The following is a 26,004-nucleotide window of genomic DNA, read 5'->3' as shown; positions in this document are numbered from 1 at the left end:
CGTCAGAGCAGGCCGAGCCCACGAACCGCGTCGCGCTCCTCGGCGAGCTCCTGCACCGACGCGTCGATGCGGGCGCGCGAGAAGTCGTTGATGTCCAGGCCCTGGACGATCTCGTACCTGCCGTCCTTGCAGGTGACCGGGAAGGAGGAGATCAGGCCCTCCGGGACGCCGTAGGAGCCGTCCGACGGGATGCCCATGGAGGTCCAGTCGCCCTCGGCGGTGCCGTTCACCCAGGTGTGGACGTGGTCGATCGCGGCGTTCGCGGCGGAGGCGGCCGAGGACGCGCCACGGGCCTCGATGATCGCGGCGCCGCGCTTGGCGACGGTCGGGATGAAGGTGTCGGCCAGCCACTGCTGGTCGCCCACGACCTCGGCGGCGCTCTTGCCGGCGATCTCCGCGTGGAAGATGTCGGGGTACTGGGTGGCGGAGTGGTTGCCCCAGATCGTCAGCTTCTTGATGTCGGTGACCGGGGCGCCGGTCTTCTTCGCCAGCTGCGAGATCGCGCGGTTGTGGTCCAGGCGGGTCATCGCGGTGAAGCGCTCGGCCGGTACGTCCGGGGCGGCGGCCTGCGCGATGAGCGCGTTGGTGTTGGCCGGGTTGCCGACGACGAGGACCTTGATGTCGTCCGCGGCGTGGTCGTTGATGGCCTTGCCCTGCGGCTTGAAGATGCCGCCGTTGGCCTCCAGCAGGTCGCCGCGCTCCATGCCCTTCGTACGGGGGCGGGCGCCGACGAGGAGGGCGACGTTGGCGCCGTCGAAGGCGACGTTGGGGTCGTCGGTGATCTCGATGCCGCGCAGCAGCGGGAAGGCGCAGTCGTCGAGCTCCATCGCGGTGCCCTCGGCGGCCTTGAGGCCCTGCGGGATCTCCAGGAGGCGCAGCTTGACCGGCACGTCCGCGCCGAGCAGGTGGCCGGAGGCGATGCGGAAGAGGAGCGCGTAACCGATCTGGCCGGCCGCGCCGGTGACGGTGACATTCACGGGAGTGCGGGTCATGGCGATCTCCGTAAGACAGCTGGCGGTGGGGGTCCCTGCCCCTGGTGCTGGACACCCCTTCCGATCTTCTGATCGATCGATGTCTCGACGTGAAGAGATATCCAGCGGTCAGGCTATCGGACCCGCGCCCCCGCGCACCGCCGCCCCCTTGTGTCTCGGCTCACTGCTCGTCCGTACAGCCCTTCGTGTCGTTCGCCAGCGTGGCGCAGGCCTTCGGCTCGGCGCCGTCGGCCACCGCCACCATCGGCGTGTACGCGTCCTTGTCGATCTTCACCGAGCCGTTCTGCGTCTCGCCGCCCGCGGAGATCGTGACCTTGTCGCCGGCCACCGCCTGGGTGATACGGGCCCATGCCGCCCCGCACGTCTCGCTGTAGCGGACCTCGACCTTGGCCGTGCCGACCGTCGCGGACTGGGTCGTCGTGGCGTACTGGCCGCCGCAGCCCATGGCCTCGGGGTCCTGGCCCGTGCAGTCGTCGCCGGCGCACTTCACCCCGGCGGGCAGCGACTTGGAGGCGCTGGTGCTGGGGGTGGCCGTCGGCGACTGCGCGACGTTCCCGGCGGGGCCGTCGTCGCCGCCGAGGTCGGTCAGCAGGACGGCCGCGGCTATCACCAGCAGGGCACCCACGACGCCGGCCACGAACACGGCCACCTTGCGCTTGCCCTGCGGCGCGGACCGGGACGGGCGCCGCCGGGAGGGGGACGAGGACGGGGGCCCGGACGGGCGCCCGGACAGGGGCGCGGACGGGGGCGCGGACGGGGACGGTGTCGCGGAGGCCGCCGGGCCACGGCGGGCGGGCCCGTTGGGGCCGCCGTCGGGCGGTATGACGGACGGCCGCTCGGCGGCCCGCCCGGCACCTCGGTCCGGGGCGCGGCCGGGGCCCCGCTCGGCGGGGCGGTCGGCACCCCGGTCCGGGGCGCGGTCCGCCCCCGGTGTCGCCTTCACCCGCGACGAGCCGTCGGCGCCCGGCCCGGCGGTGCCGCCGAACTCGCCCAGCGCGGCGCGCGCCTGGGAGATCCGTATGGCCTCCATCGTCATGTCGTGGCGCATCTCGGCGCGGCTCCAGGCGCGCTCCGCGAGCTCCCACATGGTGGTGAGGTGCACCGGGTTCGTCCCGGTCACCTCGGCCAGCGCGACGATCGCCCCCCTGGGCGCGAGGAGCCGCCCGTTGAGATAGCGCTCCCACGACGTCTTGCTGTACCCGGTGCGGTCCGAAACCGCGGCGATGCTCAGACCGCTGCGGTCCACCAGCCGGCGCAGCTGACTCGCGAACTCCTTGACCTGCGGGTCGAGTTCCTCCGGTAGCGCCTTCCAACGAGGCATTGCCTCCCCCTTGTCCCCCCGTACGTGCCTGATGTGCTCCCCGCGCTGCGTGCCCCCTGACGCCTCACGGTGCTCACCGAGGTCTCCACCGAGGTGTCACCGAGAGGGATGCGCGGAGCCAGGATGACAGTTCCTGGAGCGGGGGCGCACGGGCGCATCCGGAACATGGGCGTGCCCCCTTACGCGCCCCTGTCCTGAGTGCCGCCCCAGTTTCGCATCCGTTGCGGGTCGATCACACCATGCCGGAATGGTCACCTCCGTGCCACAGGCCCCGGACATGTCTTGAACGCGCTTGGCGAGTGCATGACGCTCATACGCAGGTCACGGCGCCCGTCCTGCTCGGGGGAGAGGACGGGCGCCGCGACCCGCCGTGCCCGGGCTCACATCGACAGCATCCGCTTCTGCAGGCCGGTGTCGAGGACGTCCAGGAACTGTTCCGTGGTCAGCCACGGGTGCTCGGGGGAGATCAGCAGGGCCAGGTCCTTGGTCATCTGGCCGCCTTCGACCGTCTCGACGCAGACCTGCTCCAGGGTCTGCGTGAACCGGGTCACCTCCGGCGTACCGTCCAGTCTGCCGCGGTGGGCCAGGCCCCGGGTCCAGGCGAAGACCGAGGCGATCGGGTTCGTCGAGGTCGGCCTGGACTGCTGGTGGCGGCGGTAGTGGCGGGTGACCGTGCCGTGCGCGGCCTCCGCCACGACGGTCCGTCCGTCGGGGGACATCAGGACGGAGGTCATCAGGCCGGGCGAGCCGAAGCCCTGGGCGACGAAGTCGGACTGGACGTCGCCGTCGTAGTTCTTGCACGCCCAGACGTATCCGCCCTCCCACTTCAGGGCCGAGGCGACCATGTCGTCGATCAGGCGGTGCTCGTAGGTCAGGCCCGCGCTGTCGAAGTCCGCCTTGAACTCGGCGTCGAAGACCTCCTGGAAGATGTCCTTGAAGCGCCCGTCGTACTTCTTCAGGACCGTGTTCTTCGTGGACAGGTAGACGGGGTAGCCGCGGGCCAGGCCGTAGCGGAACGAGGCGCGCGCGAAGTCGCGGATCGAGTCGTCGTGGTTGTACGTGGCGAGTGCGACTCCGGAGCCCGGGAAGTCGTGGACCTCCAGCTCGACCGGATCGGACCCGTCCCCCGGCGTGAAGGTGAGGGTGAGCGTGCCGGGGCCGGGGACCCTGAGGTCGGTGGCGCGGTACTGGTCGCCGAAGGCGTGGCGGCCGACGACGATCGGCTTGGTCCAGCCCGGGACGAGCCGGGGCACGTTGCTCATGATGATCGGCTCACGGAAGATCACGCCGCTGAGGATGTCGCGGACGGTGCCGTTGGGCGAGCGGTACATCGCCTTGAGCTTGAACTCCTCGACGCGCGCCTCGTCCGGCGTGATCGTGGCGCACTTGACGCCGACGCCGTACCGCTTGATGGCGTCGGCGGCGTCGACGGTCACCCGGTCGCGGGTGGCGTCACGGTTCTGGATGCCCAGGTCGAAGTACTTCAGCTCGACGTCGAGGTACGGCAGGATCAGCCGGTCCCTGATGAACTGCCAGATGATGCGGGCCATCTCGTCGCCGTCGAGCTCGACGACGGGATTGGCTGCCTTGATCTTGGACATGAGGCGGTACGTCCCTCTCGCGCGGCGACGACATGTCTCGTTCGTCAAGGTACTCGCGAGGACGTACGCGCCCCCTGTCCGGCGCGGCCGTCCGGGGCGGCGGCCGCGCGGGGCGGCGGCCGCGCGGGGCGGCGACCGTGCGGGGCCGGTGGTGCGGGGCGGCCGTCTAGCGCACCGCGAACCGGACGGCGTCCTCCAGGAACGGGATCTCCAGCCAGGGATCCGGCTGGGTCATCAGCGACAGCAGCACGATGCTGGCCCCGAGCACGCCGTACGCGGCCATGTCGGTGAAGCGGGACCGGACGGCCAGCATCCCGACGGAGGGCAGGACGCGCCGCATGGCGGCACCGGTCAGCAGGGCGACACCGATGAGCATGGCCCCGATCCGCGGCGCCTGCGGGAACGGGTCGAACCCGACGACCAGCAGTCCGAGCGCGGTCAGCCCCAGCACGGTGAGCAACGGCCACTGCCGCGCGGGCGCCGGCGCGTCCCCCGGCGCCGCCCGGCCGCCCCCCTCCGGCCGCGCGGTGTCCCGCGTGACGGTGGGCGGCCTCCGTGACGCCCGCACCGGACGCACCGCCTCGCCGGCGTCGGCGGGTCCGGCGACGGCGCGCCCGGCCGAACGGTCGGCGGCGGGTCCGGCGGCGTGGCCCTCGGCCGGGCGGGCGGCCGAGCCCTCGGCCGGGCGGGCGGCGGCGCGAGGCTCGTCGGCACCGGCGGGCGCGGCAGGATCGGCAGATTCGGCAGCCGGGCCGTCGGCCGAGTGAGCGGCTGAGCCCTTGGCCGGGCGGGCGGCGGCGCGGGCGTCGGCGGGTTCGGCAGCCGGGCGGGCGGCGGCGGTGGCGACGGGCCCGACCGGGCCGGTGGCCGGGTCGCCGGTGGCCGGGTCGCCGGTGGCGTCGCGACCGGCGGCCCGGGCGGGCTCGGCCGCGAGCGGGCGGTCGCCGACCAGGCCGGTGGCGGGGGCGGCGGCGGGCTTGCGGGCGGGGTCCGCATCCGGGCCCGGGCTGCCGGCCGAGCGGTGGCCGCCGGAGCTCTCCGCAGCCGGAGGACCGCCACCGCTCACGCGTGGGGTGGCGGAGTCGTCGTTCGCCCGTACGCCCATGGGGTCGCCCTCTCCCGTCCGGCTCAGCTCGCGGTCGCGGCGGCGGCGCGCTCGGCCGCCTCGACGACGTTGACCAGCAGCTGGGCACGCGTCATCGGGCCGACACCGCCCGGGTTCGGGGCGCGCCACCCGGCGACCTCGTTGACGCCCGGGTGCACATCGCCGACGATCTTGCCGCTCTCGTCGCGGCTGACGCCCACGTCCAGCACCGCCGCGCCCGGCTTGACGTCCTCGGGCTTGATCAGGTGCGGTACGCCCGCCGCGGCCACGATGATGTCGGCCCGCCGCAGGTGCGCGGCGAGGTCCCGCGTACCGGTGTGGCACTGCGTGACCGTCGCGTTCTCGGACTTACGGGTGAGCAGCAGCGGCATCGGGCGCCCGATGGTCGTGCCGCGGCCGACCACGACGACCTCCGCGCCGTTGATCTCGACGCCGTGCGCGCGCAGCAGCGTGATGATGCCGTTCGGGGTGCAGGGCAGCGGGGCGGGCTCGTTGAGTACGAGGCGGCCCAGGTTCATCGGGTGGAGCCCGTCCGCGTCCTTGGCCGGGTCCATGAGCTCCAGGATGCGGTTCTCGTCGATGCCCTTGGGGAGCGGCAGCTGCACGATGTAGCCGGTGCAGGCGGGGTCCTCGTTCAGCTCGCGTACGACCGCCTCGATCTCGTCCTGCGTGGCGGTGGCGGGCAGTTTCCGCTGGATGGAGGCGATACCGACCTCCGCGCAGTCGCGGTGCTTGCCCGCGACGTACTTCTGGCTGCCCGGGTCGTCGCCGACCAGGATGGTGCCGAGGCCCGGGGTGATGCCCTTGGCCTTGAGGTCCGCCACGCGGGCGGTCAGTTCGGACTTGATCGCGGCGGCGGTGGCCTTGCCATCGAGAATCTGGGCGGTCATGTGCCCATCCTCGCGGATGACCCCGCCCCGGTTCCAATTCGCCTGTGCGCGAGGTTGCACTTGCACAACACCTCGTTATTCCGACTGGACAAAAAGTCGACGATAGGACAACGATGATCGGCGCAGTGCCGCGGGCAGTGCCGGGGGGCAAAACCGCTCAAAAGTATGTGAAGTTCCTCCGCGCGGGCCGCGCCGTCCCCGCACATCAACGGAGGAAACCCGCCATGAGCTTCGGCGACCCGAACAATCCTTACGGCCAGCCACAAGGCCAGCCGCAGCAGCCCGGTTACGGCTACCCCCAGCAGGGCCAGCCGCAGCAGCCCGGCTACGGCTACCCCCAGCAGCAGGCCGGTGTCGGCGGTTACCCGGCTGCGGCCCCCCAGATGCCGGGCAGCGCCAAGACCGCGCGCGTCCTGCTGTGGGTGATCATTGCGCTTCAGGTCGTCTACGCGGTCTACGCGTTCTCCCAGATGGGCACGGTCGATGAGGCCGTCGGCCAGAGCGGCAGCGGCCTCAGCGGCGAAGACGCGGAGGTCGTGTCCGACTTCGCCAAGGGCGCCATCGCCGTCTTCGCCGGCATAGCGCTCCTCTTCGCCGTCCTCGGCCTCGTGCTGGCACTCATGTTCAAGAACGGCGCCAACGGCGTCCGCGTCTGCACCATCGTCTGGGCATCGTTCGCCATCGTCGGCGGTCTGTTCCAGCTGCCGATCGGCATCGCGACCCTGGTCGTCGCCATCATCCTCATCGTCTTCGCGGCGAAGGGTGACACCGCCGCCTGGTTCAAGCGGCCGCGTCACTGAACCGGCTGCCCGGAGAAGGGCCGTGTGCCACCGCTCTCCGGCGGTGGCACACGGCCCTTCGTCGTCGCCGTCCGGAGGACATCGCCGCCGAGCTGCCGGGCCGCGTCCTTCTGGAGGATGCGGCCCGGTGTCGCGTCGTGTCAGTCGTCGGGTCAGTGGAAGAAGTGGCGCGTGCCCGTGAAGTACATCGTCACGCCCGCCTTCTTCGCCGCCTCGACGACCAGCTCGTCGCGGACCGAACCGCCCGGCTGGGCGACGGCCTTCACGCCGGCCTCGGCGAGGACCTCGAAGGCGTCGGGGAACGGGAAGAACGCGTCGGACGCGGCGTACGAGCCACGGGCGCGCTCCTCGCCGGCCCGCTCGACGGCGAGCTTGGCCGAGTCGACGCGGTTGACCTGGCCCATGCCGACGCCGACGCTGGCGCCGTCCTTGGCGAGCAGGATGGCGTTGGACTTGACCGCGCGGCACGCCTTCCAGGCGAAGGCCAGCTCGGCCAGCTCGTCGGCGGGCAGGGCCTCGCCCGCGGCGAGGGTCCAGTTGGCCGGGTCGTCGCCCTCGGCCTGGAGGCGGTCGGTGACCTGGAGGAGCGCGCCGCCGTCGATCGGCTTGACCTCGACGGGGGCGGACGGGGCGTCCGGGCAGCGCAGCACGCGGATGTTCTTCTTGCGGGAGAGCACCTCGACCGCACCGGCCTCGTAGTACGGCGCCACGATCACCTCAGTGAAGATCTCGGCGACCTGCTCGGCCATCTCCACGGTCACCGGCCGGTTGACGGCGATGACGCCGCCGAAGGCGGACAGCGGGTCGCAGGCGTGGGCCTTGCGGTGCGCCTCCCCGACGTCGGCGCCGATCGCGATGCCGCACGGGTTCGCGTGCTTGATGATCGCCACGCACGGCTCGGAGTGGTCGTACGCGGCCCGGCGCGCGGCGTCGGTGTCCGTGTAGTTGTTGTACGACATCTCCTTGCCGTGCAGCTGCTCGGCCTCGGCGAGGCCGCCCGTCCCGTCGACGTACAGCGCGGCGCCCTGGTGCGGGTTCTCGCCGTAGCGCAGGACGTTGCCGCGGGCGTACGTCGTCCCCAGGAAGTCCGGGAAGCCGCTGTCGTCGGCGGCGGCGTACTCGTCGGCGAACCAGGACGCCACGGCGACGTCGTACGCGGCGGTGTGCTGGAACGCCTCGGCGGCCAGGCGCTTGCGGGCGGTCAGGTCGAAGCCGCCCGCCTTGACGGCGTCGAGGACGTCGCCGTACCGGGCCGGGGAGGTGACGACCGCGACGGAGGGGTGGTTCTTGGCGGCGGCGCGCACCATGGAGGGGCCGCCGATGTCGATCTGCTCGACGCACTCGTCGGGCGTCGCGCCGGAGGCGACGGTCTCGCGGAACGGGTACAGGTTCACGACGACCAGCTCGAACGGCTCCACGCCCAGCTCGGCGAGCTGCTCGCGGTGCGTGTCCAGGCGCAGGTCGGCGAGGATTCCGGCGTGCACGCGCGGGTGGAGGGTCTTGACGCGGCCGTCCAGGCACTCGGGGAAGCCGGTGAGCTCCTCCACCTTGGTGACCGGGACGCCGGCCGCGGCGATCTTCGCGGCGGTGGAGCCGGTGGAGACCAGCTCGACGCCGCCCTCGTGCAGCCCGCGGGCGAGCTCCTCCAGCCCCGTCTTGTCGTAGACACTGATCAACGCGCGACGGATGGGCTTATTCACCGACATGAACCTTTCGTCCCTCAATGCGGTAGCCGTGCCGGGCCAGACGCCCCACGACCTCGACGAGCAGCGAACGCTCGACTTCCTTGATGCGCTCATGGAGAGCGGCTTCGTCGTCCTCGTCCCGGACCTCGACCACGCCCTGGGCGATGATCGGGCCGGTGTCGACGCCGTCGTCGACGAAGTGGACAGTGCATCCGGTGACCTTCACGCCGTGCGCGAGCGCGTCGCGCACTCCGTGGGCACCGGGAAAACTGGGCAGCAGGGCCGGGTGCGTATTGACGATCCGGCCGCCGAACCGGGCCAGGAACTCCTTGCCGAGGATCTTCATGAACCCGGCCGAGACGACGAGGTCGGGCTCGTACGCGGCGGTCGCCTCGGTCAGCGCGTGGTCCCACGCGTCGCGGGTGGCGTGGTCCTTGACCCGGCAGACGAAGGTGGGCAACCCGGCGCGCTCGGCGCGCTCCAGCCCGGCGATGTCGTCGCGGTCGGCGCCCACGGCGACGATCTCGGCCCCGAAGCCCTGCGGGTCCTCGGCGATGGCGTCGAGCAGAGCTTGCAGATTCGTCCCCGATCCGGAGACCAGGACGACGAGGCGGGCGGCAGCCACGGGGAGCACTCCTTGCTTGTGTGGTCCTACGAACGAATCGCGCCCCTCGATACGGGGAACTCTACGAAGGAGCCGACCGTCAGCAACGATACCGGCACACCGAGCCGCCCCCACGGGACGGGGGCGGAGCCGGGGGGTAGCGTCTGGGTACAGAGCCGTCCCCGAACGGACGGACACGACGACACAAGACCTCGTACGCACCGGGTCTGAGGGGAAGACGTTCACCACATGCCGGACCGCCGACGCCAGTCCACGGAGTCCCCGTCCACGTCCACGGACGAGAACAATCCGTTCGCGCCGCCGCCCGAGGGCAGGCCGGACCAGCCGTGGCAGCCGCGCCACCCCGAGAACGGCGGCGACTCCGGGGCCGACTCCGGGTCCGACTCCGGCTCCGGGACCGGGTCCGACTCCGGTTCGGGCTCCGGTTCGGGCTCCGACGAGCGCCCGGAGCGTCCGGCCTGGGGCAGCCAGTGGAGCCCGCGGCAGCCGGGGCGCTCCTCCGGCGGCTTCGGTAGCCGACCGAGCGGGGACCAGCAGGGCGGCGGGCAGGGTCCGGGCGGCCCCGAGGCGCCCGCTCCGCGCTGGGACCCGACCGACCCGGCGCAGCGCCGCGCCCGCTACGCACTGCTGTCGGGCATGTGGGCGTTCTTCTTCGCGATCTTCGACTTCCCGGAGATCGCGCTGCTGCTGGGCGCCCTGGCCCTGTACTGGGGCATCAGCTCGCTGCGCGGCGCGCCCCGCCCCGCCGCCGCCGGCCAGGTCGCCACCACCGGTTCCCCCGCCCCGGCCGGCCCGCCGCCCGGCTCCGGCCGCCCGCAGACGACGGCAGCGGTGAGCGGTCTGGTCACGGCGGCGCTGGCGCTGATGATCGTGGCGGCGACGTTCACGATCCAGCTCGTCTACCGCGACTACTACGCGTGCGTGGACGACGCCCTGACGAAGACGGGCCAGCTGTCCTGCAACGAGCTGCTCCCCGAGCCGCTGCGTGACGTCTTCGGCGTACCGGAGTGATCAGGAGCAGTCAGGGCTCCTGAGCGGGCCCGGCTGCCTTGTCGTCGGCACCTTCGTCCGGTGTGGCGGGGGTGTCGTCGCCGGTGGGGGTGCCGTCCGGCACGGCCGGGCCCGCCGACGGGGCGTCCGCGGCGTGCGGGGGCGGGGGGAACGCGGCCATGAGGCCGCCCGAGGCTTCCTTGAGGGCCGTCCAGCGGGCTTCGCGGGCCGACGGCTCCTCCCAGGCGGCCGGGAGGAAGTCGTACGGCTCGAAGGCCGGGTCGCCGGGGTCGTCCTCGGGAGCCCGGCCGGGAGCGGGCGCGACCGACGCGGGGGCAGCCGCATCCGGTGACGGCACCGGTACCGGCACTGCCCTGCTCTCGCCTCCCGCACCGCCTCCCGCCCCGTCCGCCGTTCCGCCCTCGCCCCGTCGCCGCCACGCCCGCACCGCCAGCGCCACCGGCACGCCAATGGCCGCCGTCCACGCCACCGCCGCCCCGCCCACGCGCCACCACACGGGGCCGAACGCCCCCAGGCGGCCCGTCCCCAACGGCCCGCCCGAGGCCGCCGCCAGTACCGCCGCTCCCGCCCCAACCAGCACGGCCGCCAGCAGGGCGGCCACCGCCGTGTCCCGTACGCCGACCTCCCGTACGCCGGCCTCCCGTACGCCCGCGTCCCTCGCCCGCCGCCCGCAGTACCGGCCGACCGCCGCGCCCGCCGCCACCGGCACCACCGCGGCCGTCCAGTTCACCCAGGTCCCGCGCCCGTCCGCCGGCAGGGCGGCCAGCAGCGGGAAGGGGGGCAGCCCGGCGGCCCCGGTCACCACGAGGGGGGTGGCCGTCGCCCCCGTACCGAGCAGGAATCCCGGACCGAGCCCGTACGCCGCGCCCCACACCGCCGCGTTCGGGACGAGCGCGAGCGCCAGCAGCAGCAGCGCCATCCGCCCCGACCAGACGCCGGACAGGCCCAGCAGCGACTCGCGCGCCGCGCCCGCGTGCCACACCAGCGACACCGCGACCAGCACCGCTCCCCCGCCGGCCAGCGCGCCCAGCCCGACGCCCGCGGCGCGTACGGCGACGGCCGTGCGGGAGCGGGCGAGTTCGACGCGGATCCGCTCCGGCACCCATGCCGGGAGGGGCCCCGACGGGCGCCCGTGCGCCGTCCACACCCCGGCGGCCGCGGCGAGCGCGACGAGCGGCGGGAGGTGGAGCGCCGCGCCGAGGGGCTCGGCGGGCAGCGGCCCGCCCGCCGCGTACCCCACGGCCCCGGCCGCCACCAGCAGGTAACCGATCGTCACGGCACCGACCGCTCCGCTCGCCGAGGGTCCCGGCCGCGCCTCGCCGGGCTCTGCGGCGTCCCGCGCGGTCCGGTACACCAGCCACACCGGCAGCGCCACGAGCAGCAGCGGGACGACTCCGACGGGGGCGGGCGGCCCTTCGAGCGTGGCGGGGCGCACCAGTTCCACACCGTGGGCGAGGAGCCAGACGCCCGCGGCGACGTGCAGGGCGCCGCCGGGGCCGCTGTCGGGGTACGGGGAGCTGATCCACATCACCATCACCAGGACGGTGACGGAGCCGAGCCCGAGCCCGGCGGCGAGCGCGCCGCGCACACAAGCCCCGGCCAGCGCGGCGGTGCGGCCGCCCTGGACGAGGGCCGGCGGGTGGTCGGTCGCTTCGGTCACGGCGCCATGCTGCCAACGACACGCGCTTGATCCACGTAACGGGCGAATAGCCGGTGTGGCGCGCAATATACGGTTATGTACTTTTCCGCTGAGTGCAGTCCTGCATGGGGCCGGCCATGACCCAGACCACGACCACGACCACCCCCATCCCTTCCGCGCCCCCGCTGCCGTCCCCCAAGGAACGGCGCAGGCTGCGCGAGGCGATGTCCATGACGGAGGAGCAGCTCGCCCAGCTGGTCGGGGTCACGCGCGCGACGGTCCGTTCCTGGGAGACGGGGCGCACAAACCCGCGTGGGCGCAAACGGGAGGCGTACGCGAAGCTCCTGGGCGCCGCCCAGGAGGGCGGGTCCGCCCGCAACCCGTCGCCGAGGCCGAAGCGCCGGTCACAACCCGAGCGGGGGCAGGACCCGTCTCGACCGCCCGTCCCCGGGCCCGCCGCGACCGGCACCGAGGCGGGGGCCGCCCCCCTTGGCCCCGCCGACGCGTTCGACGCGTTGTACGCGTACGCCGCCCCCGGCCTCGTACAGCAGGCCTACCTGCTCACCGGGCGGCGCCGGCTGTCCCGGGAGGCCGTCGAGTACGCCTTCCACCTGGCCTGGGAGCGCTGGCCGGAGGTCGCGGTGGACCGGGACCCGGCCGGGTGGGTGAGGGCGGCCATGCACGAGTACGCCCTGTCGCCCTGGCACCGGCTGCGCCCCTCGCACCGGCACCCCGACGCCCCCACCACCGACCGGGCCGCCCGCGCACTGCGCGGCGCGCTGCTGGAGCTGCCGCCCGCGTACCGCCGCACGCTGCTGCTGTACGACGGGCTGGGCCTGGACCTGCCGGAGACGGCCGCCGAGACGGAGGCGAGCACCCCGGCCGCCGGGAACCGGGTCCTGCACGCCCGCGAGTTGCTCGCCGAGCGCATCCCGGAACTCGCCGACCCGGCGGTCCTGCACAAACGGCTGGCCTCGCTGCTCGCCAAGGGCCCCACCATGGTGCTGGCCACGCCCCGGACCGTACGCACCGGCAGCGAGCGCCGGGCCAGGTTCTGGACCAGGGCGGCCATCGGGCTGACGACGCTCATCGTCGGCGCGACCGCGTTCACCCTGGCCACCGCGCCGACCGGCTACCGGCCGCCGCTGGCGCCGGGCGAGGCGGTCGGCGGGGTCCCGGTCCTCAGCGGCCCACAGCGGCTGACCCCCCAGGACGAGGCGCTGCGCGACCGACTGCGCGCGGAGCCGGTCACCGGGCCGCCCCGTCTGGTACCGGACACGCACTGACGTCGCCGGACGCGAGGCGCCCCCCGCGGCGGCCGCGTTCACGCCGGCGACGCTCCTCGGGGCCGAAGCGGTGTGCGCCGTCCACCACGGCGGAGAATGGCGATGGGCCCGCCCCCGGATGTATGTCCGGGGGCGGGCCCATCGCCTGTGCGGCAGTGATCAGGCAGCCGTGGCTCAGCCGGCGGCTGTGCTAGTTGCCAAGGATGGCGCGCGCCAGCTTGGCCGTCTCGGTCGGGGTCTTGCCGACCTTGACGCCCGCGGCCTCCAGGGCCTCCTTCTTCGCCTGCGCGGTGCCGGACGAACCGGACACGATCGCACCGGCGTGGCCCATCGTCTTGCCCTCGGGGGCCGTGAAGCCCGCGACGTAGCCGACGACCGGCTTGGTGACGTTCTTGGCGATGAAGTCGGCGGCCCGCTCCTCCGCGTCGCCACCGATCTCACCGATCATCACGATCAGCTCGGTCTCGGGGTCGGCCTCGAAGGCCGCGAGCGCGTCGATGTGCGTCGTACCGATGACCGGGTCGCCACCGATGCCGACGGCCGACGAGAAGCCGATGTCGCGCAGCTCGTACATCATCTGGTAGGTCAGCGTGCCCGACTTCGACACGAGACCGATGCGGCCCGGCTTGGTGATGTCGCCCGGGATGATGCCGGCGTTGGACTGGCCGGGGGTGATCAGGCCGGGGCAGTTCGGGCCGATGATCCGGGTCTTGCCGCCCTTCTCCACGGCGTACGCGTAGAACGCGGCGGAGTCGTGGACGGCGATGCCCTCGGTGATGACGACGGCCAGCGGGATCTCGGCGTCGATGGCCTCGACGACGGCGGCCTTGGCGAAGGCCGGCGGCACGAAGAGGACCGAGACGTCGGCGCCGGTCTTCTCCATCGCTTCCTTGACGGAGCCGAAGACCGGGACCTCGGTGCCGTCGAAGTCGACGGTGGTGCCCGCCTTGCGCGGGTTCACGCCACCGACGATGTTGGTGCCGTCACCCAGCATGAGCTTGGTGTGCTTCATGCCCGTGGCACCGGTCATGCCCTGGACGATGACCTTGCTTTCCTTGGTCAGGAAGATAGCCATGGTGTTTCTGACCTCGTCCCTTACTTCGCAGCCGCGAGCTCGGCGGCCTTGTCGGCCGCGCCGTCCATGGTGTCCACGCGCTGCACGAGCGGGTGGTTGGCGTCCGACAGGATCTTGCGACCCAGCTCCGCGTTGTTGCCGTCGAGGCGCACGACCAGGGGCTTGGTGACCTCTTCGCCACGCGAGGACAGCAGGTTCAGGGCCTGGACGATGCCGTTGGCGACCTCGTCGCAGGCGGTGATGCCGCCGAAGACGTTGACGAAGACGGACTTGACGTCCGGGTCCCCGAGGATGATCTCGAGGCCGTTCGCCATGACCTCGGCGGAGGCGCCGCCGCCGATGTCGAGGAAGTTGGCGGGCTTGACGCCACCGTGCGCCTCACCGGCGTACGCGACGACGTCCAGGGTCGACATGACCAGGCCGGCGCCGTTGCCGATGATGCCGACCTCGCCGTCGAGCTTGACGTAGTTGAGGTTCTTGGCCTTGGCGGCAGCCTCGAGCGGGTTGGCTGCGGCCTTGTCCTCGAGCTCGGCGTGGTCGGGGTGGCGGAAGTCGGCGTTGGCGTCGAGGGACACCTTGCCGTCGAGGGCGATGACGCGGCCGTCGGCGACCTTGGCCAGCGGGTTGACCTCGACGAGGAGGGCGTCCTCGGCGACGAAGGTCTTCCACAGGGTCACGAGGATCTCGGCGACCTGGTCCTTGACCTCGGCCGGGAACTTCGCGGCCTCGACGATCTCGCGGGCCTTGGCCTCGGTGACACCCTCGTTGGCGTCGACCGGGATCTTCGCCAGGGCCTCGGGCTTGGTGGCCGCGACCTCCTCGATGTCCATGCCGCCCTCGACGGAGGCCATGGCGAGGAAGGTGCGGTTGGTGCGGTCGAGGAGGTACGAGACGTAGTACTCCTCGGCGATCTCGGGTGCCGTCTCGGCGATCATCACCTTGTGGACCGTGTGGCCCTTGATGTCCATGCCGAGGATGTCCGTCGCGCGGGCGACGGCCTCGTCCGGCGTGGCGGCCAGCTTCACGCCGCCGGCCTTGCCGCGGCCGCCGACCTTCACCTGCGCCTTGACGACCGAACGGCCGCCCAGTCGCTCGGTCGCCTCGCGCGCCGCCTCAGGCGTGTCGATGACTTCACCGGCCAGCACCGGTACACCGTGCTTGGCGAAGAGGTCCCTCGCCTGGTACTCGAACAGGTCCACGCGCGTCCGTCCCTTTTCTGGTGATCGCGGTTCCGTTGTCTGCGTGGGCGTGCCGCGGAGGGCAACGTGACTGCGCTGTCACAAGGGAGGCGTACACGGTGTCCGTGGACGCGGCATGTCCGTCTCGCAGATTATCCCCGTGAGACCGAGGCACCTAAATCGCAGATCACACCGGAGCGGTGATACCTGTCACAGGCACGAACCTCAAACGGGCGGCCCCACCGACTGTGAGACCGCCCGTTGCTACGGATTTCGTACCGGATCAGACGCCGTAGGGGAGGTAGTCCGGGGTGACGGTGCCGACCGTGCCCTGGACGCCGGAGACGGCGTTGCCGGCGAGCGGCTGGACATCGCCGGTCACGCCCTCGACCAGGCCGGTCGCGAAGGGCTGGACGTCGCCCGTCACGTCGTACGCGAACGGCGCCACCTCACCGGTCACGCCGCCCACCAGGCCGGTCGCGCTGCCGCTGACGCCCTGCGCGACCGGCTGGACCTGGTCGGCGACGGCCTGGACGAGCGGCTGCACGGAGCCCGTGACACCGTCCGCGAACGGCTGCACCTGGCCGGCCACACCGCCGGCGAGCGGCTGGACGCCGGAGACGACGTCGGTGGCGAACGGGTACGCGTCGGAGACCACGTCCTCGACGAGGACGCCCGCGTCCCCGGCCGCCTGGCCGGCGACCGGCGCGGCGGAGTGGACGGCGCGGTACGCGATGGGCGGCAGCGCGTCCTGGGCGGCGGCGTCCGCGACGGGGGTGGCGGTGGCGACGGGGTCGCTCTGCACCTCGTGGGCGAAGGCGGAGAGGGGGCCGAAGAGGTAGTCGATCTCGCCCTCCGCCTCCGTCCGGACCTCGGCACCGACGCCCTGGACCTGGGCGGTGGTGTCCTGGACCTGAGCGGTGGTGTCCTGCACCTGGGCTGCGGTGCCCTGGACCTCGGTGGTCGCGTACCGGGCGTCGGTGGTGACGTCCTGGGTGACCTGCTGCTGGGTGTCCTGGACGTGGGTGGTGACGGCGGCCGTGGTGTGGTCCGTGACCGTGTCGGCCGCGTCGACCACCTTGTCGGGGGTGGAGAGCGGCACGGAGACGGACACCTCGGCCGCGCTGGCGGCGGCGGTGCCGATGGCCCACATGCCGGTGGCGGTGGCGGCGACGGCTATGGAGCGGCGGATGTTCTTGTTCATGGGAGCGTAGGTTCCTTCGAATTCACGTGTGTGGTGACGGCGGGCAGACCTGTCCCGCCCCCGCGCGGCAGGTCTTGAGCGGGGGGAAGGCCTGCCCTAGCCGGGGAATTCGAGGATGTTGTGGGGCCGGTCGTGGACGGGCGCGGCGGTCGCCGGCAGCGCGGTGCCCCGGACCGGTCCGGCGTGGGCGTCCGCCGTGGACGCCAGGGCGTGCTGGTCGCCCGCGCGGGGCGCGCCGCCGTCGCCGGCGGCCGACTGCCGGAGAGCGCCATGGCACGGGCCGGGCGCGACGGGCAGCGGGGCGGCGAGGACCGCGTCCGCCGGCCGGCCGGGCCGGTCCTGGGCGGTGCGGGCCTCCATGTCGCCGTACCTGTACCCGTACCCGTACGCGGGCCATGACTGTGTGGCGTGCGGGAGGACGGCCGGAGCGCCGGGTGCGGTGGCCTCGGGCCCGGACGTGCCGGGCGACGCGCTCAGCTGTCCGGGCCGGGACGCGGGTCCCGGCTCGGTCTGCGGTCGCGACTGCGGGTCCGTCTGGAGGGCGCCGGGCACGTGCGCCGGCGGCGTCCGAGGCGGCACGGGAACGGCGGGGGCGACCGGTGCCGTCGGCCACTCCGCCTGCGGCGGAAGGGCTCCGGTGGGGTCCTGTACGACGCCGGTGACGGACTCGGTCACGGCGCCGGTCGCTGCCCCCGCACCACCGGCCACTGCCCCGGCACCGGCGACGGGCTCGGCACCGGCCACCGGCTCGGCGGCCGCTCCGGCCTCGCGCACGGCGTCGGTGACGCGGTCGCCCGTGGCGGCGGGGACGGCGTCGGGCGCGTCCGGGAGCCGCTCCGTGGCGGCCGACCGCTCCACCTGGGTGGCGGCGGTCGCCGTCGACGGCTGGTCCGCCGCGTGCGCCGGGTTGCCGCAGAGCATGCCGAGGGCCAGCAGGCCTCCGAGGAACAGCACGACCGCCAGCGCACGCCGCGCCACCGCCCCGCGCTCGGTGCGCGGGGCGGCAGCGTGCGTGAGAGCTGCTGCGGCAGTCACGGTGTCCGGAATCCTCCCCATGCGCGGCACATCGTCTTCCGCGTACGTCGCGCTGATGCTTGCACGAACATCCCGGGTTGGCGCAAGTCCCGTGTTACTGATGGGTCACCATGTCCGGTATGGGCAGGGGCCGCTTCTCGATCGCCGCGGCCATCACCTCCGGGAAGAGGTCCGGGCTGCACGCGAACGCCGGTACCCCCAGCGCCGCGAGCGCCGCCGCGTGTTCGCGGTCGTACGCCGGCGCTCCCTCGTCGGAGAGCGCGAGCAGCGCCACGAACTGCACGCCCGACGCCTTCATCGCCGCCACTCGCTTCAGCATCTCGTCGCGTATGCCGCCCTCGTAGAGGTCGCTGATCAGGACGACCACGGTGTCGGCCGGGCGCGTGAGCCGCGACTGGCAGTACGCCAGCGCCCGGTTGATGTCCGTGCCGCCGCCGAGCTGGGTGCCGAACAGGACGTCGACGGGGTCGTCGAGCTGGTCGGTGAGGTCGACGACGGCCGTGTCGAAGACGACGAGCCGGGTCGCGAGGGAGCGCATGGAGGCCAGCACGGCTCCGAACACCGAGGCGTACACGACGGACGCCGCCATCGAACCGGACTGGTCGATGCAGAGCACCACGTCCTTCTTCACGGATTGCGCGGCCCGCCCGTACCCGATGAGCCGCTCGGGCACGATCGTGCGGTGCTCCGGGAGGTAGTTCTTCAGGTTCGCCCTGATGGTGCGGTCCCAGTCGATGTCCCGGTGGCGCGGCCGGCTGACGCGGGCGCTGCGGTCGAGCGCGCCGGTGAGCGTGGCGCGGGTGCGGGTCGCGAGCCGCTTCTCCAGGTCGTCGACGACCTTGCGTACGACGGCCCGTGCCGTTTCCTTCGTCGTCTCGGGCATCGCCTTGTTGAGCGAGAGCAACGTGCCGACGAGGTGGACGTCGGCCTCGACGGCCTCGAGCATCTCCGGCTCCAGCAGCAGCGTCGACAGACCGAGCCGGTCGATCGCGTCACGCTGCATCACCTGCACGACGGAGCTGGGGAAGTAGGTGCGGATGTCGCCGAGCCAGCGGGCGACGGACGGCGCCGACGCGCCGAGACCCGCGGACCGATCGCGCCCGCCGCGGCCCTTGCTGTTGTCCTTCTCCCCGTACAGCGCGGCCAGGGTGCCGTCCATGGCGGCGTCGGTCCCGGCGAGCGTGCGGCCCGTGCCGTCGGCCGCGCCGCCGCCCAGTACCAGGCGCCAGCGCCGCAGCCGCTCGTCCTCACTCACTGCTCCACCCCCAGAAGGTCGTTGTCGTCCGTGCCCGCCGTGCCCAGCAGCAGCCGCAGCAGCGGCAGCACCGCGTCCGCACGGGTCCGGTCCAGTTCAGCGGCGAAGCCTGGCACCCCGGCCTCCGCGCGGGCGGGGCCTCCGCTTTCCGGGCCGCGCCGCACCAGCTCGCCCAGCGTGCGCCGCACGCCCGGTTCGTACGCGGAGAACGTACGCCGCAGCAGCGGCAGGACATCGGTGAACGCCTCCGCCGGGACGCCGGTGAGCCAGGCGTCGACGAGCCCGAGGAGCCGTTCGTCGTGGACGAGCAGCATGCCGCCGCCGGGGTTGGCCGCGCCCCCGCCGACGAACCCCTCGATCCAGGCGGCCGCTTCGGCGGGCGGCGTTCCCGGCGAGAGGGCGAGCCCCATCAGCCGGGCGGCTTCGTCCTCCGCGAGCCGCCCGTCGTCCAGCAGCAGCCGGGCGGCGCGTCCCCGTATGACGCCGGGCACGCTGTCGCGGTCGGCGAGCGTGACCAGGACGCCGGCCCAGCGGCCGGTGAGGTCCTCCGTGCCCTCCTCCGTCCCCTCCTCCGCGCCCTCCCCCGTGTCGTCCTTCGTGCCGTCCTCCGTGCCCCGCTCCGTGTCGTCCTCCGTGCCCGGCAGGAGCCGGATCGCGGTGTGGACGGCGTCCAGGTGGGCGCGCATCTCGGCGGCGCCGTCCGCGTCGAGGCCCGTGCACGCGGGCGGCAGGCCGACGCAGACGCGCTGCGCGAGCCCGGTGGCGACCTCGCCGAGCGCGGCCGTGTCCGTGGCGCGGACGTCGCCGTACCGCAGGGAGCGGGCCAGCGCCGGGAGGGCCTGGGCGAGGTGGCCGACGTCCGCGTCGAGCGCGGCCCGGTCGGCGAGGGCCTTCATCACCACGGGCAGCGCGTCGGAGAGCCCGGCCAGGAGGCACCGTTCGGCGAGGGCGGTGACGTCGGCGAGCGTGGCCGCCGACGTGGCTTCCGATTCCGCCCTGGCGGTGGCGGCGGCGAGGACGGTGGTGCCCCACATGCCGGCTTCGGCGACCCGTACGTGCAGCTCCGGCTCCCAGCGCAGCCGCCAGGTCTCCCGGAACGTGCCGGTGCTGCCGCGTCCGGCGGCCGGTTCGCCCCAGCCGACGCCCAGGAGCCGCAGCCGGTGCAGCAGCCGGCTGCGCGCGGCGTCGGTCTCCTTGCGCAGGTCCAGGTCGAGCTCTCGCTCCAGGGCCTCGGGCTTGAGGCGCAGGGCGCGCTGGAGCCTGGTGAGGTCGCGTTGCAGGGGCACGGCGGGGGCGCTCTCGGGGACTTCGCCGAGCGCGTCGCCGATGACGAGCCGGTCCTTGATGAGCCCGAGCGGCACGTCGGAGCCGTCGCACATCACCGCCCGTACGGCGTCGATGGTCTCGGTCAGGCCCGCGAGGGGACGCCCGCGCATGGCGGCGAGCGTCCCGGCGAGCCGTACGGCCTCGATGACGTGGGCGGAGGAGACGATCCGGTCCTCGGCGCGCAGCAGCCCGGCGACCTTGGTCATCCAGCGCTCGACCGGCCGGTCCGGGGCTCCGAACAGATGCCCGTACCAGCCGGGTGAGTCGATGCCGGCGCCGTAGCCGCTGTGCCGGGCGAGCCTGCGGTGCGTCCAGGGCACCCAGGTGATCCCCGTCTTCACCTTGGGCAGGCCCTTGAGGAGGGCCCGGTCGGCGGTGACGGTGGTCTTCGCGGCGAGCGCGGGCACGTGCCAGGCTCCGCAGACGACGGCCACGCCGTCCCCGTGCGTCTTGCGCGCGGCGCGGAGCTGGAGGCGCATGTATGCCTCGCGGATCAGATCGCGGTCGTGTCCGCCGTGTCCGTACGTCTCGCGCAGGGCGGCCATGGCGTCGGCGAGACCGGTGAACACCGCGATCGGGTCGTGGTCGCCGGTGCCCGGCGGCCCGTTGGGTGCGGCGCCGGTGCCGCGGTGCTCGATCACGTCCTCCCACCAGCGCTCGGGGTCGTCGTACCCGGCGGTCTCGGCGAGGACGGCGATGGGGTCGATCCGCAGTCCGTAACCCTGCTCGTCGCCTCCGCCGCCGTCCGCCTCCTCCCCTTCGCCGTCCGTCCAGGTGGGGTCCTTCGCCATGGCGAGCGTGTGGGTGGCGGGCAGGTCGATGAAGTGGACGGCGGCGCCGTGGTCGAGCGCCCAGCGGATCGCGACCCACTCGGGGGAGAACTCGGCCATCGGCCAGAAGGACGCCCGGCCGGGGTCATCCACGGCGTGCGCGAGCAGCGCGACCGGGGGGCTCATCCGCTCGTCGGCGGCGAGCGGCAGCAGCGCGTCCCCTTCGGGCGGCCCTTCGATCAGCACGGCCGGGGGCTTGGCGGCGTCGAGCGCGGCCCGCACGGCGCGGGCCGATCCGGGGCCGTGGTGGCGGACGCCGAGCAGCAGGGGGCCGGTGGCCGCCGTCATGCCGACACCTCCCGGCACGCCCGGTAGAAGTCCTTCCAGCCGTCCCGTTCACGGACGACGGCCTCCAGGTACTCCTGCCAGACGACCCGGTCGGCCGCCGGGTCGCGGACGACGGCGCCGAGGATGCCGGCGGCGACGTCTCCGGGGCGCAGTACGCCGTCGCCGAAGTGGGCGGCCAGCGCGAGGCCGCCCGTGACGACGGAGATCGCCTCGGCGGTGGAGAGTGTCCCGGAGGGCGACTTGAGCTTGGTGCGGCCGTCGGTGGTCACGCCGTCGCGCAGTTCGCGGAAGACGGTGACGACCCTGCGGATCTCGTCGATGCCCTCGGGCGTGGCGGGCAGGTCGAGGGAGCGCCCTATCTGGTCGACGCGCCGGGAGACGATGTCGACCTCGGCCTCCGGTGTCGCGGGCAGCGGGAGGACGACGGTGTTGAAGCGGCGGCGCAGCGCGCTGGACAGCTCGTTGACGCCGCGGTCGCGGTCGTTGGCGGTGGCGATGAGGTTGAATCCCCGTACCGCCTGGACTTCCTGTCCGAGCTCGGGGATGGGCAGGGTCTTCTCGGACAGGATCGTGATCAGGGAGTCCTGCACGTCGGCGGGGATGCGGGTGAGCTCCTCGACGCGGGCGGTCATGCCGTCGGACATGGCCCGCATGACCGGGCTGGGCACCAGGGCCTCGCGGCTGGGCCCGTGGGCGAGCAGCTGCGCGTAGTTCCACCCGTAGCGGATGGCTTCCTCGGGGGTGCCGGCCGTGCCCTGCACCAGGAGGGTGGAGTCGCCGCTGACGGCGGCGGCGAGGTGTTCGGAGACCCAGGTCTTGGCGGTGCCGGGGACGCCCAGCAGGAGCAGTGCGCGGTCGGTGGCGAGGGTGGTGACGGCGACTTCGACGATCCGGCGCGGTCCCACGTACTTCGGTGTGATCACGGTGCCGTCGGTCAGCGTGCCGCCGAGCAGGTAGGTGGCGACGGCCCACGGCGACAGCCGCCAGCGGGCCGGGCGCGGCCGGGCGTCGGCCGCGGCGAGTGCCGTCAGTTCGTGCGCGAACGCGTCCTCGGCGTGCGGGCGCAGGGCCTCGCCGCGGGATGTCTCGGTGGCTTCGGTGGTTTCGGGCACGGTCATGGATCCCCCTCCAGATCGTGTTCGACCGGGTGTGGAACCAACCGTGCACCATGCCACTGACAACCGGCCGTTTCCGCAGCTCAGGGGCGGAAACGGCCGTTGTGCGACCGGAGTTGGCGGGCGGTCGGCCGGCGACGGGCGACACGGCGATGCAGCCGGTGCTCCTTCCCGACCCGCTCGGCGGCCTCGTCCCCACTCACCCGGGCGAATTCGCAGGTCAGGGCCGATTGTCAGTGGGACCACCTACCGTCGTTCCCATGAATCAGCAGGGGGTGCGCTGGACGGCGGAACAGGTGCTGGCTCTGGCTCCTGACGACGCCTCACGCAGAGCGGGCAGCAAGCTCGGCACGGCCGGGTCGTGGTCGGGCGGGGGAAGCGACGGCTCGGGGGCCGTCTGGGGGTTGTGCAAGGGCAGCGGAAGCACGCCGTACCGAACGGTCGTCGACACCACGGGCCCGGCGTACGCGTGCAGTTGTCCCAGCCGGAAGTTCCCGTGCAAACACGCGTTGGGGCTCTTGCTGCTCTGGGCGGCGGACGGGGAGGCCGTGCGCGGCTCCGGGCCGCCGGACTGGGCCGAGCGGTGGCTGGCGGGCCGGCGGGCACGCGCGGCCGGCGGGAAGGAAGCGGAGACGGGCGCCGGCCGGCCGGCGAAGAGCGCCGACCCCGAGGCGGCCCGGCGCCGGGCGGAGCAACGGAGAGCGCGGATAACCGCGGGCACCGAGGAGTTGGAGCAGCGGCTCGCCGACCTGCTGCGCGGCGGGCTCGCCTCCGCCGACCGGTCGGGGTACGAGCTGTGGGACGAGACCGCGGCGCGGATGGTCGACGCGCAGGCGCCCGGCCTGGCCGGCCGGGTCAGGGAGCTGGGGGCGATACCGGGCTCAGGGCCCGGCTGGCCGGTGCGGCTGCTGGAGGAGTGCGCGCTGACGCATCTGCTCGACCGGGCCTGGCTGGACATCGAGCGGCTGCCGGAGCCGCTGGCCGCGACGGTCCGCACCCGGGTGGGGCTGACGGCGCCCGCCGGCGGCCCCGCGGTGCGCGACCACTGGTCGGTCCTCGCCCGGTACGACACCTCGGACGGCAAGCTGACCACGCGCCGCGTCTGGCTGTACGGCAGGGACGGCGGGCGAACGGCGCTGCTGCTGTCGTTCGGCGCGGCCGGGCGCGCCCCCGGCATCACCCTGCCGGTGGGCGTGGTGATCGACGCCGAGGTCACGCCGTACGCGGGGGCGGCCCAGCTGCGGGCCGAGCTGGGCGAGCAGTTCTCGGTGCCGGTGCCCGACGCCGGGCCGCCGCCGGGCGGGCCGGTGGCCGACGCTGTCGCGGCGTACGGGACAGCCCTGCGGGACGACCCGTGGCTGGACTCCTGGCCGGTGACGCTGGCCGACGTCATACCCGTGCCGTTGCCGGACGGCGGCTGGCAGCTGGCCGACGCCGACGGCAGGTGCGCCCTGCCGGTCGCCCCGGCCGCGCTCGCCCGGCCCGGTCTGTGGCGGCTGGCCGCGCTGTCGGGCGGCAGGCCGGTCACGGTGTTCGGCGAGTGCGGGCACCGAGGCTTCACCCCGCTGACCGCCTGGTCGGCGGACACGCCCGAGACGGTCGCGCTGACCTGAGCGTACGGAGGACACGATGACCACCACGACCTGGGAAGACCTCGTCACCTCGGCGCTGCTGGGCACCGACCGCCGGGCGCCGGCTTCCGACGTGCCGGCGCCCGGCAAGGACGCGCCGGTCGCGCTGCTGGACGCCGCCGCGCTGCACACCGTCCGGCGGCGGGCGGGCCTGCTCCCGGGGCCCGCCGCCAGCCTGCCCGAGCCGGCGCCGCGCGACGAGCGGCCACCGCTTCCCGACGCGGCCCGGCGCCGGCTCGCCCAGTTGCTCGCCGACCGTTCCGGCGCGTCCTCGGGCGGCGGCCGCCGGGGCACGGCACCCGACCTCACGGAGCTGCTCCCGCAGTGGCTGGCGGCGGCGAACGAGCACGGCTACCAGGCGCCTGCGTCCGTGCTGCCCGCGCTGCTCGACGCGGCCCGCGCCCGCACCGATCTGCGCCCCGCCGCGTTGACGTTCGCCGGGCCGCGCGGGCTGTGGCTTGCCCGGCTCAACCCGGAGTGGCGGTTCGCGCTGCGCGGCGGCTCGGGCGGGACCACGCTGCCCGACCCCACCGACGAGGCCGCCGTGCGGTGCCTGTGGGAGGAAGGCCTGTTCGCCGAACGGGTGGCCCTGCTCGGAGCCGTACGGGCACACGACCCGGCCGCCGCGGCCGCCCTGCTGGGCTCGACCTGGTCCGGCGAACGGGCCGAGGACCGGCTGATGTTCCTGGACTCACTGCGTACGGGTCTGTCCGACGCCGACGAGCCGTTCCTGGAGCAGGCGCTCTCCGACCGCAGCCGCAATGTCCGCTCCACCGCCGACGAGCTGCTCTCCGCGCTGCCCCGGTCGGCGCTCGCCGGACGTATGGCCGACCGGGCGGCCACGTGCGTGGGCCTGGACCGTACGGGCGACCAGGCGGCCATCACCGTCGAGGCACCGCACGAGTGCGACGCGGGCATGCAGCGCGACGGCGTCCTGCCCGACCCGCCGACCGGCCGGGGCGAACGCTCGTGGTGGCTGGGCCAGTTGGTCGAGTCCGCCCCGCTCGCCATCTGGCCCTCCCGGCTCGGCGGCCGCACCCCCGAGCAGATCGTCGCCCTGCCGGTCGCGGACGACTGGCGCGACGAGCTGCACGCCGCGTGGTGCCGCGCGGCGGTCCGGCAACGGGACCCCGCCTGGGCCCGCGCACTGCTCGGCCCGCCCACCACACCCCCGGCGACCGGCCCGGGCACGTCCTCGCTCGCCGAGCGGTCGAAGCTCCTGTCCATCCTGCCCGGCGACGAACGGGCCCTCTGGGTCGCCGACTTCATCGCGGCGCACGGCCTCTCGGAGGCGTTCCAGCTGCTCGGCGTCTGCGCCGTCCCCTGGGCCGAGCCGCTCGGCCGCGCGGTGGTCGACGCGCTGGACATCGCCCGCGACGCGGGGAGCTACCCCTGGAGCTTCAGCGGCGTCATGGGACTGGCGGAACGCTGCCTCGACCCGGCCCAGGCGGACCGCCTCGAGATCCTGACGGCCCTCCCGGACGAACCGGAGGGCGCGTCCCCGGGCGCGGGCGGCTACTGGTCGGAGGCATTCCAACGCCTGGTCGCCACGCTACGGCTCCGCGCGGCGATGCGCACCGAACTCCAGGGCCGGGGCCCTGGTGACGGGGGGTGAGCCGTAGGGGGTTCCCCCACCCCGAAACCGGGGGCAAGCCCCGGGCTCCCCGTGGTGGCTGACGCCCCCACACCCCCGGGCCGCGGCAGCTTCGCGCCGCGCAGGTGCCCGGCGCTTCGGCTCGCCCCCGAAGGGGGACGCGCAGTGGGGCGTGTTCTGGGCGTAAAACGACTGAGCTTGCGAAGGAGAGCCCAGGACACGCCCCACGGAGCGGAGCCAACGACACACGTACGCGCACGGGCAACCCCCGAACCGCGCGCCCCGAACAGAGCCGCACCCGCCCGGGCACCCGGCCATCAGGCCACCCAACCGAAGGGGCACCGACCGGCACGGGGAGCCCCCGGCACGGCACCGACCGGCACGGGCACCCGGGCACGGCACCCGGCCGGCACGGACACCCCACCGGGGACCCGGCACGCCACGCCCAGGGAGGCGCCCCGCCGGGGGACGCCGCACCCGGCACGGGCACCGAGCCCGAGGGCTGCAGCGGTGGCGCC

20 protein-coding genes are annotated in these 26,004 nt (G+C 73.9%); 5 read left to right on the top strand and 15 right to left on the bottom strand.

Annotated features, from left to right (window positions below; translation table 11 throughout):
* Nucleotides 1–2 precede the first annotated feature (2 nt).
* The 5 genes from AMK26_RS08290 to AMK26_RS08270 form a co-directional block, all read right to left on the bottom strand.
* Nucleotides 3–992, bottom strand: a complete 990-nt coding sequence (locus tag AMK26_RS08290; RefSeq protein ID WP_073753684.1) for a malate dehydrogenase — start codon at nt 990–992, stop codon at nt 3–5.
* Nucleotides 993–1,152: 160 nt separating this feature from the next.
* Nucleotides 1,153–2,313, bottom strand: a complete 1,161-nt coding sequence (locus AMK26_RS08285) for an XRE family transcriptional regulator (RefSeq protein ID WP_073753682.1) — start codon at nt 2,311–2,313, stop codon at nt 1,153–1,155.
* Nucleotides 2,314–2,693: 380 nt separating this feature from the next.
* Complete coding sequence (locus tag AMK26_RS08280; RefSeq protein ID WP_073753680.1) at nt 2,694–3,914, bottom strand: NADP-dependent isocitrate dehydrogenase; 1,221 nt, start codon at nt 3,912–3,914, stop codon at nt 2,694–2,696.
* A gap of 166 nt (nt 3,915–4,080) precedes the next feature.
* Entirely contained in the window at nt 4,081–5,019 is a 939-nt protein-coding gene (locus AMK26_RS08275) for a DUF3017 domain-containing protein (RefSeq protein ID WP_079277498.1), read from the bottom strand.
* A 23-nt stretch (nt 5,020–5,042) separates the two neighbouring features.
* A complete protein-coding gene (locus tag AMK26_RS08270) occupies nt 5,043–5,909 on the bottom strand; it encodes a bifunctional methylenetetrahydrofolate dehydrogenase/methenyltetrahydrofolate cyclohydrolase (protein ID WP_073753678.1) in 867 nt (288 codons plus the stop codon).
* A 224-nt stretch (nt 5,910–6,133) separates the two neighbouring features.
* Between AMK26_RS08270 and AMK26_RS08265 the strand changes: the two genes are divergently transcribed.
* Entirely contained in the window at nt 6,134–6,709 is a 576-nt protein-coding gene (locus AMK26_RS08265; RefSeq protein ID WP_073753676.1) for a hypothetical protein, read from the top strand.
* 152 nt (nt 6,710–6,861) lie between these two features.
* Here AMK26_RS08265 and purH read toward each other — a convergent pair whose 3' ends face one another.
* Both purH and purN read right to left on the bottom strand, forming a co-directional pair.
* The gene (gene purH / locus AMK26_RS08260; RefSeq protein ID WP_073753674.1) at nt 6,862–8,415 is read right to left on the bottom strand and encodes a bifunctional phosphoribosylaminoimidazolecarboxamide formyltransferase/IMP cyclohydrolase; all 1,554 of its coding nucleotides are present in this window, start codon (nt 8,413–8,415) and stop codon (nt 6,862–6,864) included.
* On the bottom strand, nt 8,402–9,019 hold the full coding sequence (gene purN / locus AMK26_RS08255; RefSeq protein WP_073753672.1) for a phosphoribosylglycinamide formyltransferase: 618 nt from the start codon (nt 9,017–9,019) through the stop codon (nt 8,402–8,404). Before purN ends, purH begins: the two co-directional genes overlap by 14 nt.
* Nucleotides 9,020–9,247: 228 nt before the next feature.
* Here purN and AMK26_RS08250 point away from each other — a divergent pair, with 228 nt between their 5' ends.
* Entirely contained in the window at nt 9,248–10,030 is a 783-nt protein-coding gene (locus AMK26_RS08250; protein ID WP_073753670.1) for a hypothetical protein, read from the top strand.
* A 10-nt stretch (nt 10,031–10,040) separates the two neighbouring features.
* On the opposite strand, the gene AMK26_RS08245 is transcribed toward AMK26_RS08250, so the two are convergent.
* The gene (locus AMK26_RS08245; protein WP_073753668.1) at nt 10,041–11,690 is read right to left on the bottom strand and encodes a cell division protein PerM; all 1,650 of its coding nucleotides are present in this window, start codon (nt 11,688–11,690) and stop codon (nt 10,041–10,043) included.
* Between the two features lie 116 nt (nt 11,691–11,806).
* Here AMK26_RS08245 and AMK26_RS08240 point away from each other — a divergent pair, with 116 nt between their 5' ends.
* A complete protein-coding gene (locus AMK26_RS08240) occupies nt 11,807–12,955 on the top strand; it encodes a helix-turn-helix domain-containing protein (protein WP_073754717.1) in 1,149 nt (382 codons plus the stop codon).
* 190 nt (nt 12,956–13,145) lie between these two features.
* Here the strand turns inward: AMK26_RS08240 and sucD are convergent, their stop codons facing one another.
* The 7 genes from sucD to AMK26_RS08205 all read right to left on the bottom strand — a co-directional run bounded on the left by sucD (nt 13,146) and on the right by AMK26_RS08205 (nt 22,264).
* A complete protein-coding gene (sucD, locus tag AMK26_RS08235; protein WP_073753666.1) occupies nt 13,146–14,030 on the bottom strand; it encodes a succinate--CoA ligase subunit alpha in 885 nt (294 codons plus the stop codon).
* 20 nt (nt 14,031–14,050) lie between these two features.
* The gene (gene sucC, locus AMK26_RS08230; protein ID WP_073753664.1) at nt 14,051–15,229 is read right to left on the bottom strand and encodes an ADP-forming succinate--CoA ligase subunit beta; all 1,179 of its coding nucleotides are present in this window, start codon (nt 15,227–15,229) and stop codon (nt 14,051–14,053) included.
* A 262-nt stretch (nt 15,230–15,491) separates the two neighbouring features.
* Entirely contained in the window at nt 15,492–16,412 is a 921-nt protein-coding gene (locus tag AMK26_RS08225) for a hypothetical protein (RefSeq protein ID WP_073753631.1), read from the bottom strand.
* Nucleotides 16,413–16,508: 96 nt separating this feature from the next.
* Nucleotides 16,509–17,447 (bottom strand): hypothetical protein, encoded by a 939-nt coding sequence (locus AMK26_RS08220; RefSeq protein WP_143608478.1) that lies wholly within the window; start codon nt 17,445–17,447, stop codon nt 16,509–16,511.
* Nucleotides 17,448–17,541: 94 nt separating this feature from the next.
* The gene (locus AMK26_RS08215) at nt 17,542–18,702 is read right to left on the bottom strand and encodes a vWA domain-containing protein (RefSeq protein WP_073753627.1); all 1,161 of its coding nucleotides are present in this window, start codon (nt 18,700–18,702) and stop codon (nt 17,542–17,544) included.
* A complete protein-coding gene (locus AMK26_RS08210) occupies nt 18,699–21,146 on the bottom strand; it encodes a DUF5682 family protein (RefSeq protein ID WP_073754716.1) in 2,448 nt (815 codons plus the stop codon). The genes AMK26_RS08215 and AMK26_RS08210 overlap by 4 nt, the downstream gene beginning before the upstream one ends.
* Nucleotides 21,143–22,264 carry an ATP-binding protein gene (locus AMK26_RS08205; protein ID WP_073753625.1) on the bottom strand — a complete coding sequence of 374 codons (1,122 nt, stop codon included), beginning with the start codon at nt 22,262–22,264 and terminating at the stop codon, nt 21,143–21,145. Before AMK26_RS08205 ends, AMK26_RS08210 begins: the two co-directional genes overlap by 4 nt.
* Nucleotides 22,265–22,521: 257 nt before the next feature.
* Here AMK26_RS08205 and AMK26_RS08200 point away from each other — a divergent pair, with 257 nt between their 5' ends.
* Complete coding sequence (locus AMK26_RS08200; RefSeq protein WP_198944014.1) at nt 22,522–23,874, top strand: SWIM zinc finger family protein; 1,353 nt, start codon at nt 22,522–22,524, stop codon at nt 23,872–23,874.
* 16 nt (nt 23,875–23,890) lie between these two features.
* A complete protein-coding gene (locus tag AMK26_RS08195; RefSeq protein ID WP_073753621.1) occupies nt 23,891–25,507 on the top strand; it encodes a DUF5691 domain-containing protein in 1,617 nt (538 codons plus the stop codon).
* The last annotated feature ends 497 nt before the right edge of the window (nt 25,508–26,004 follow it).

The organism is Streptomyces sp. CB03234, assembly GCF_001905885.1.
Lineage (GTDB): Bacteria > Actinomycetota > Actinomycetes > Streptomycetales > Streptomycetaceae > Streptomyces.
The sequence above is the reverse complement of the archived record's forward strand: the minus strand, read 5'-3'. Positions and strand labels throughout refer to the sequence as shown.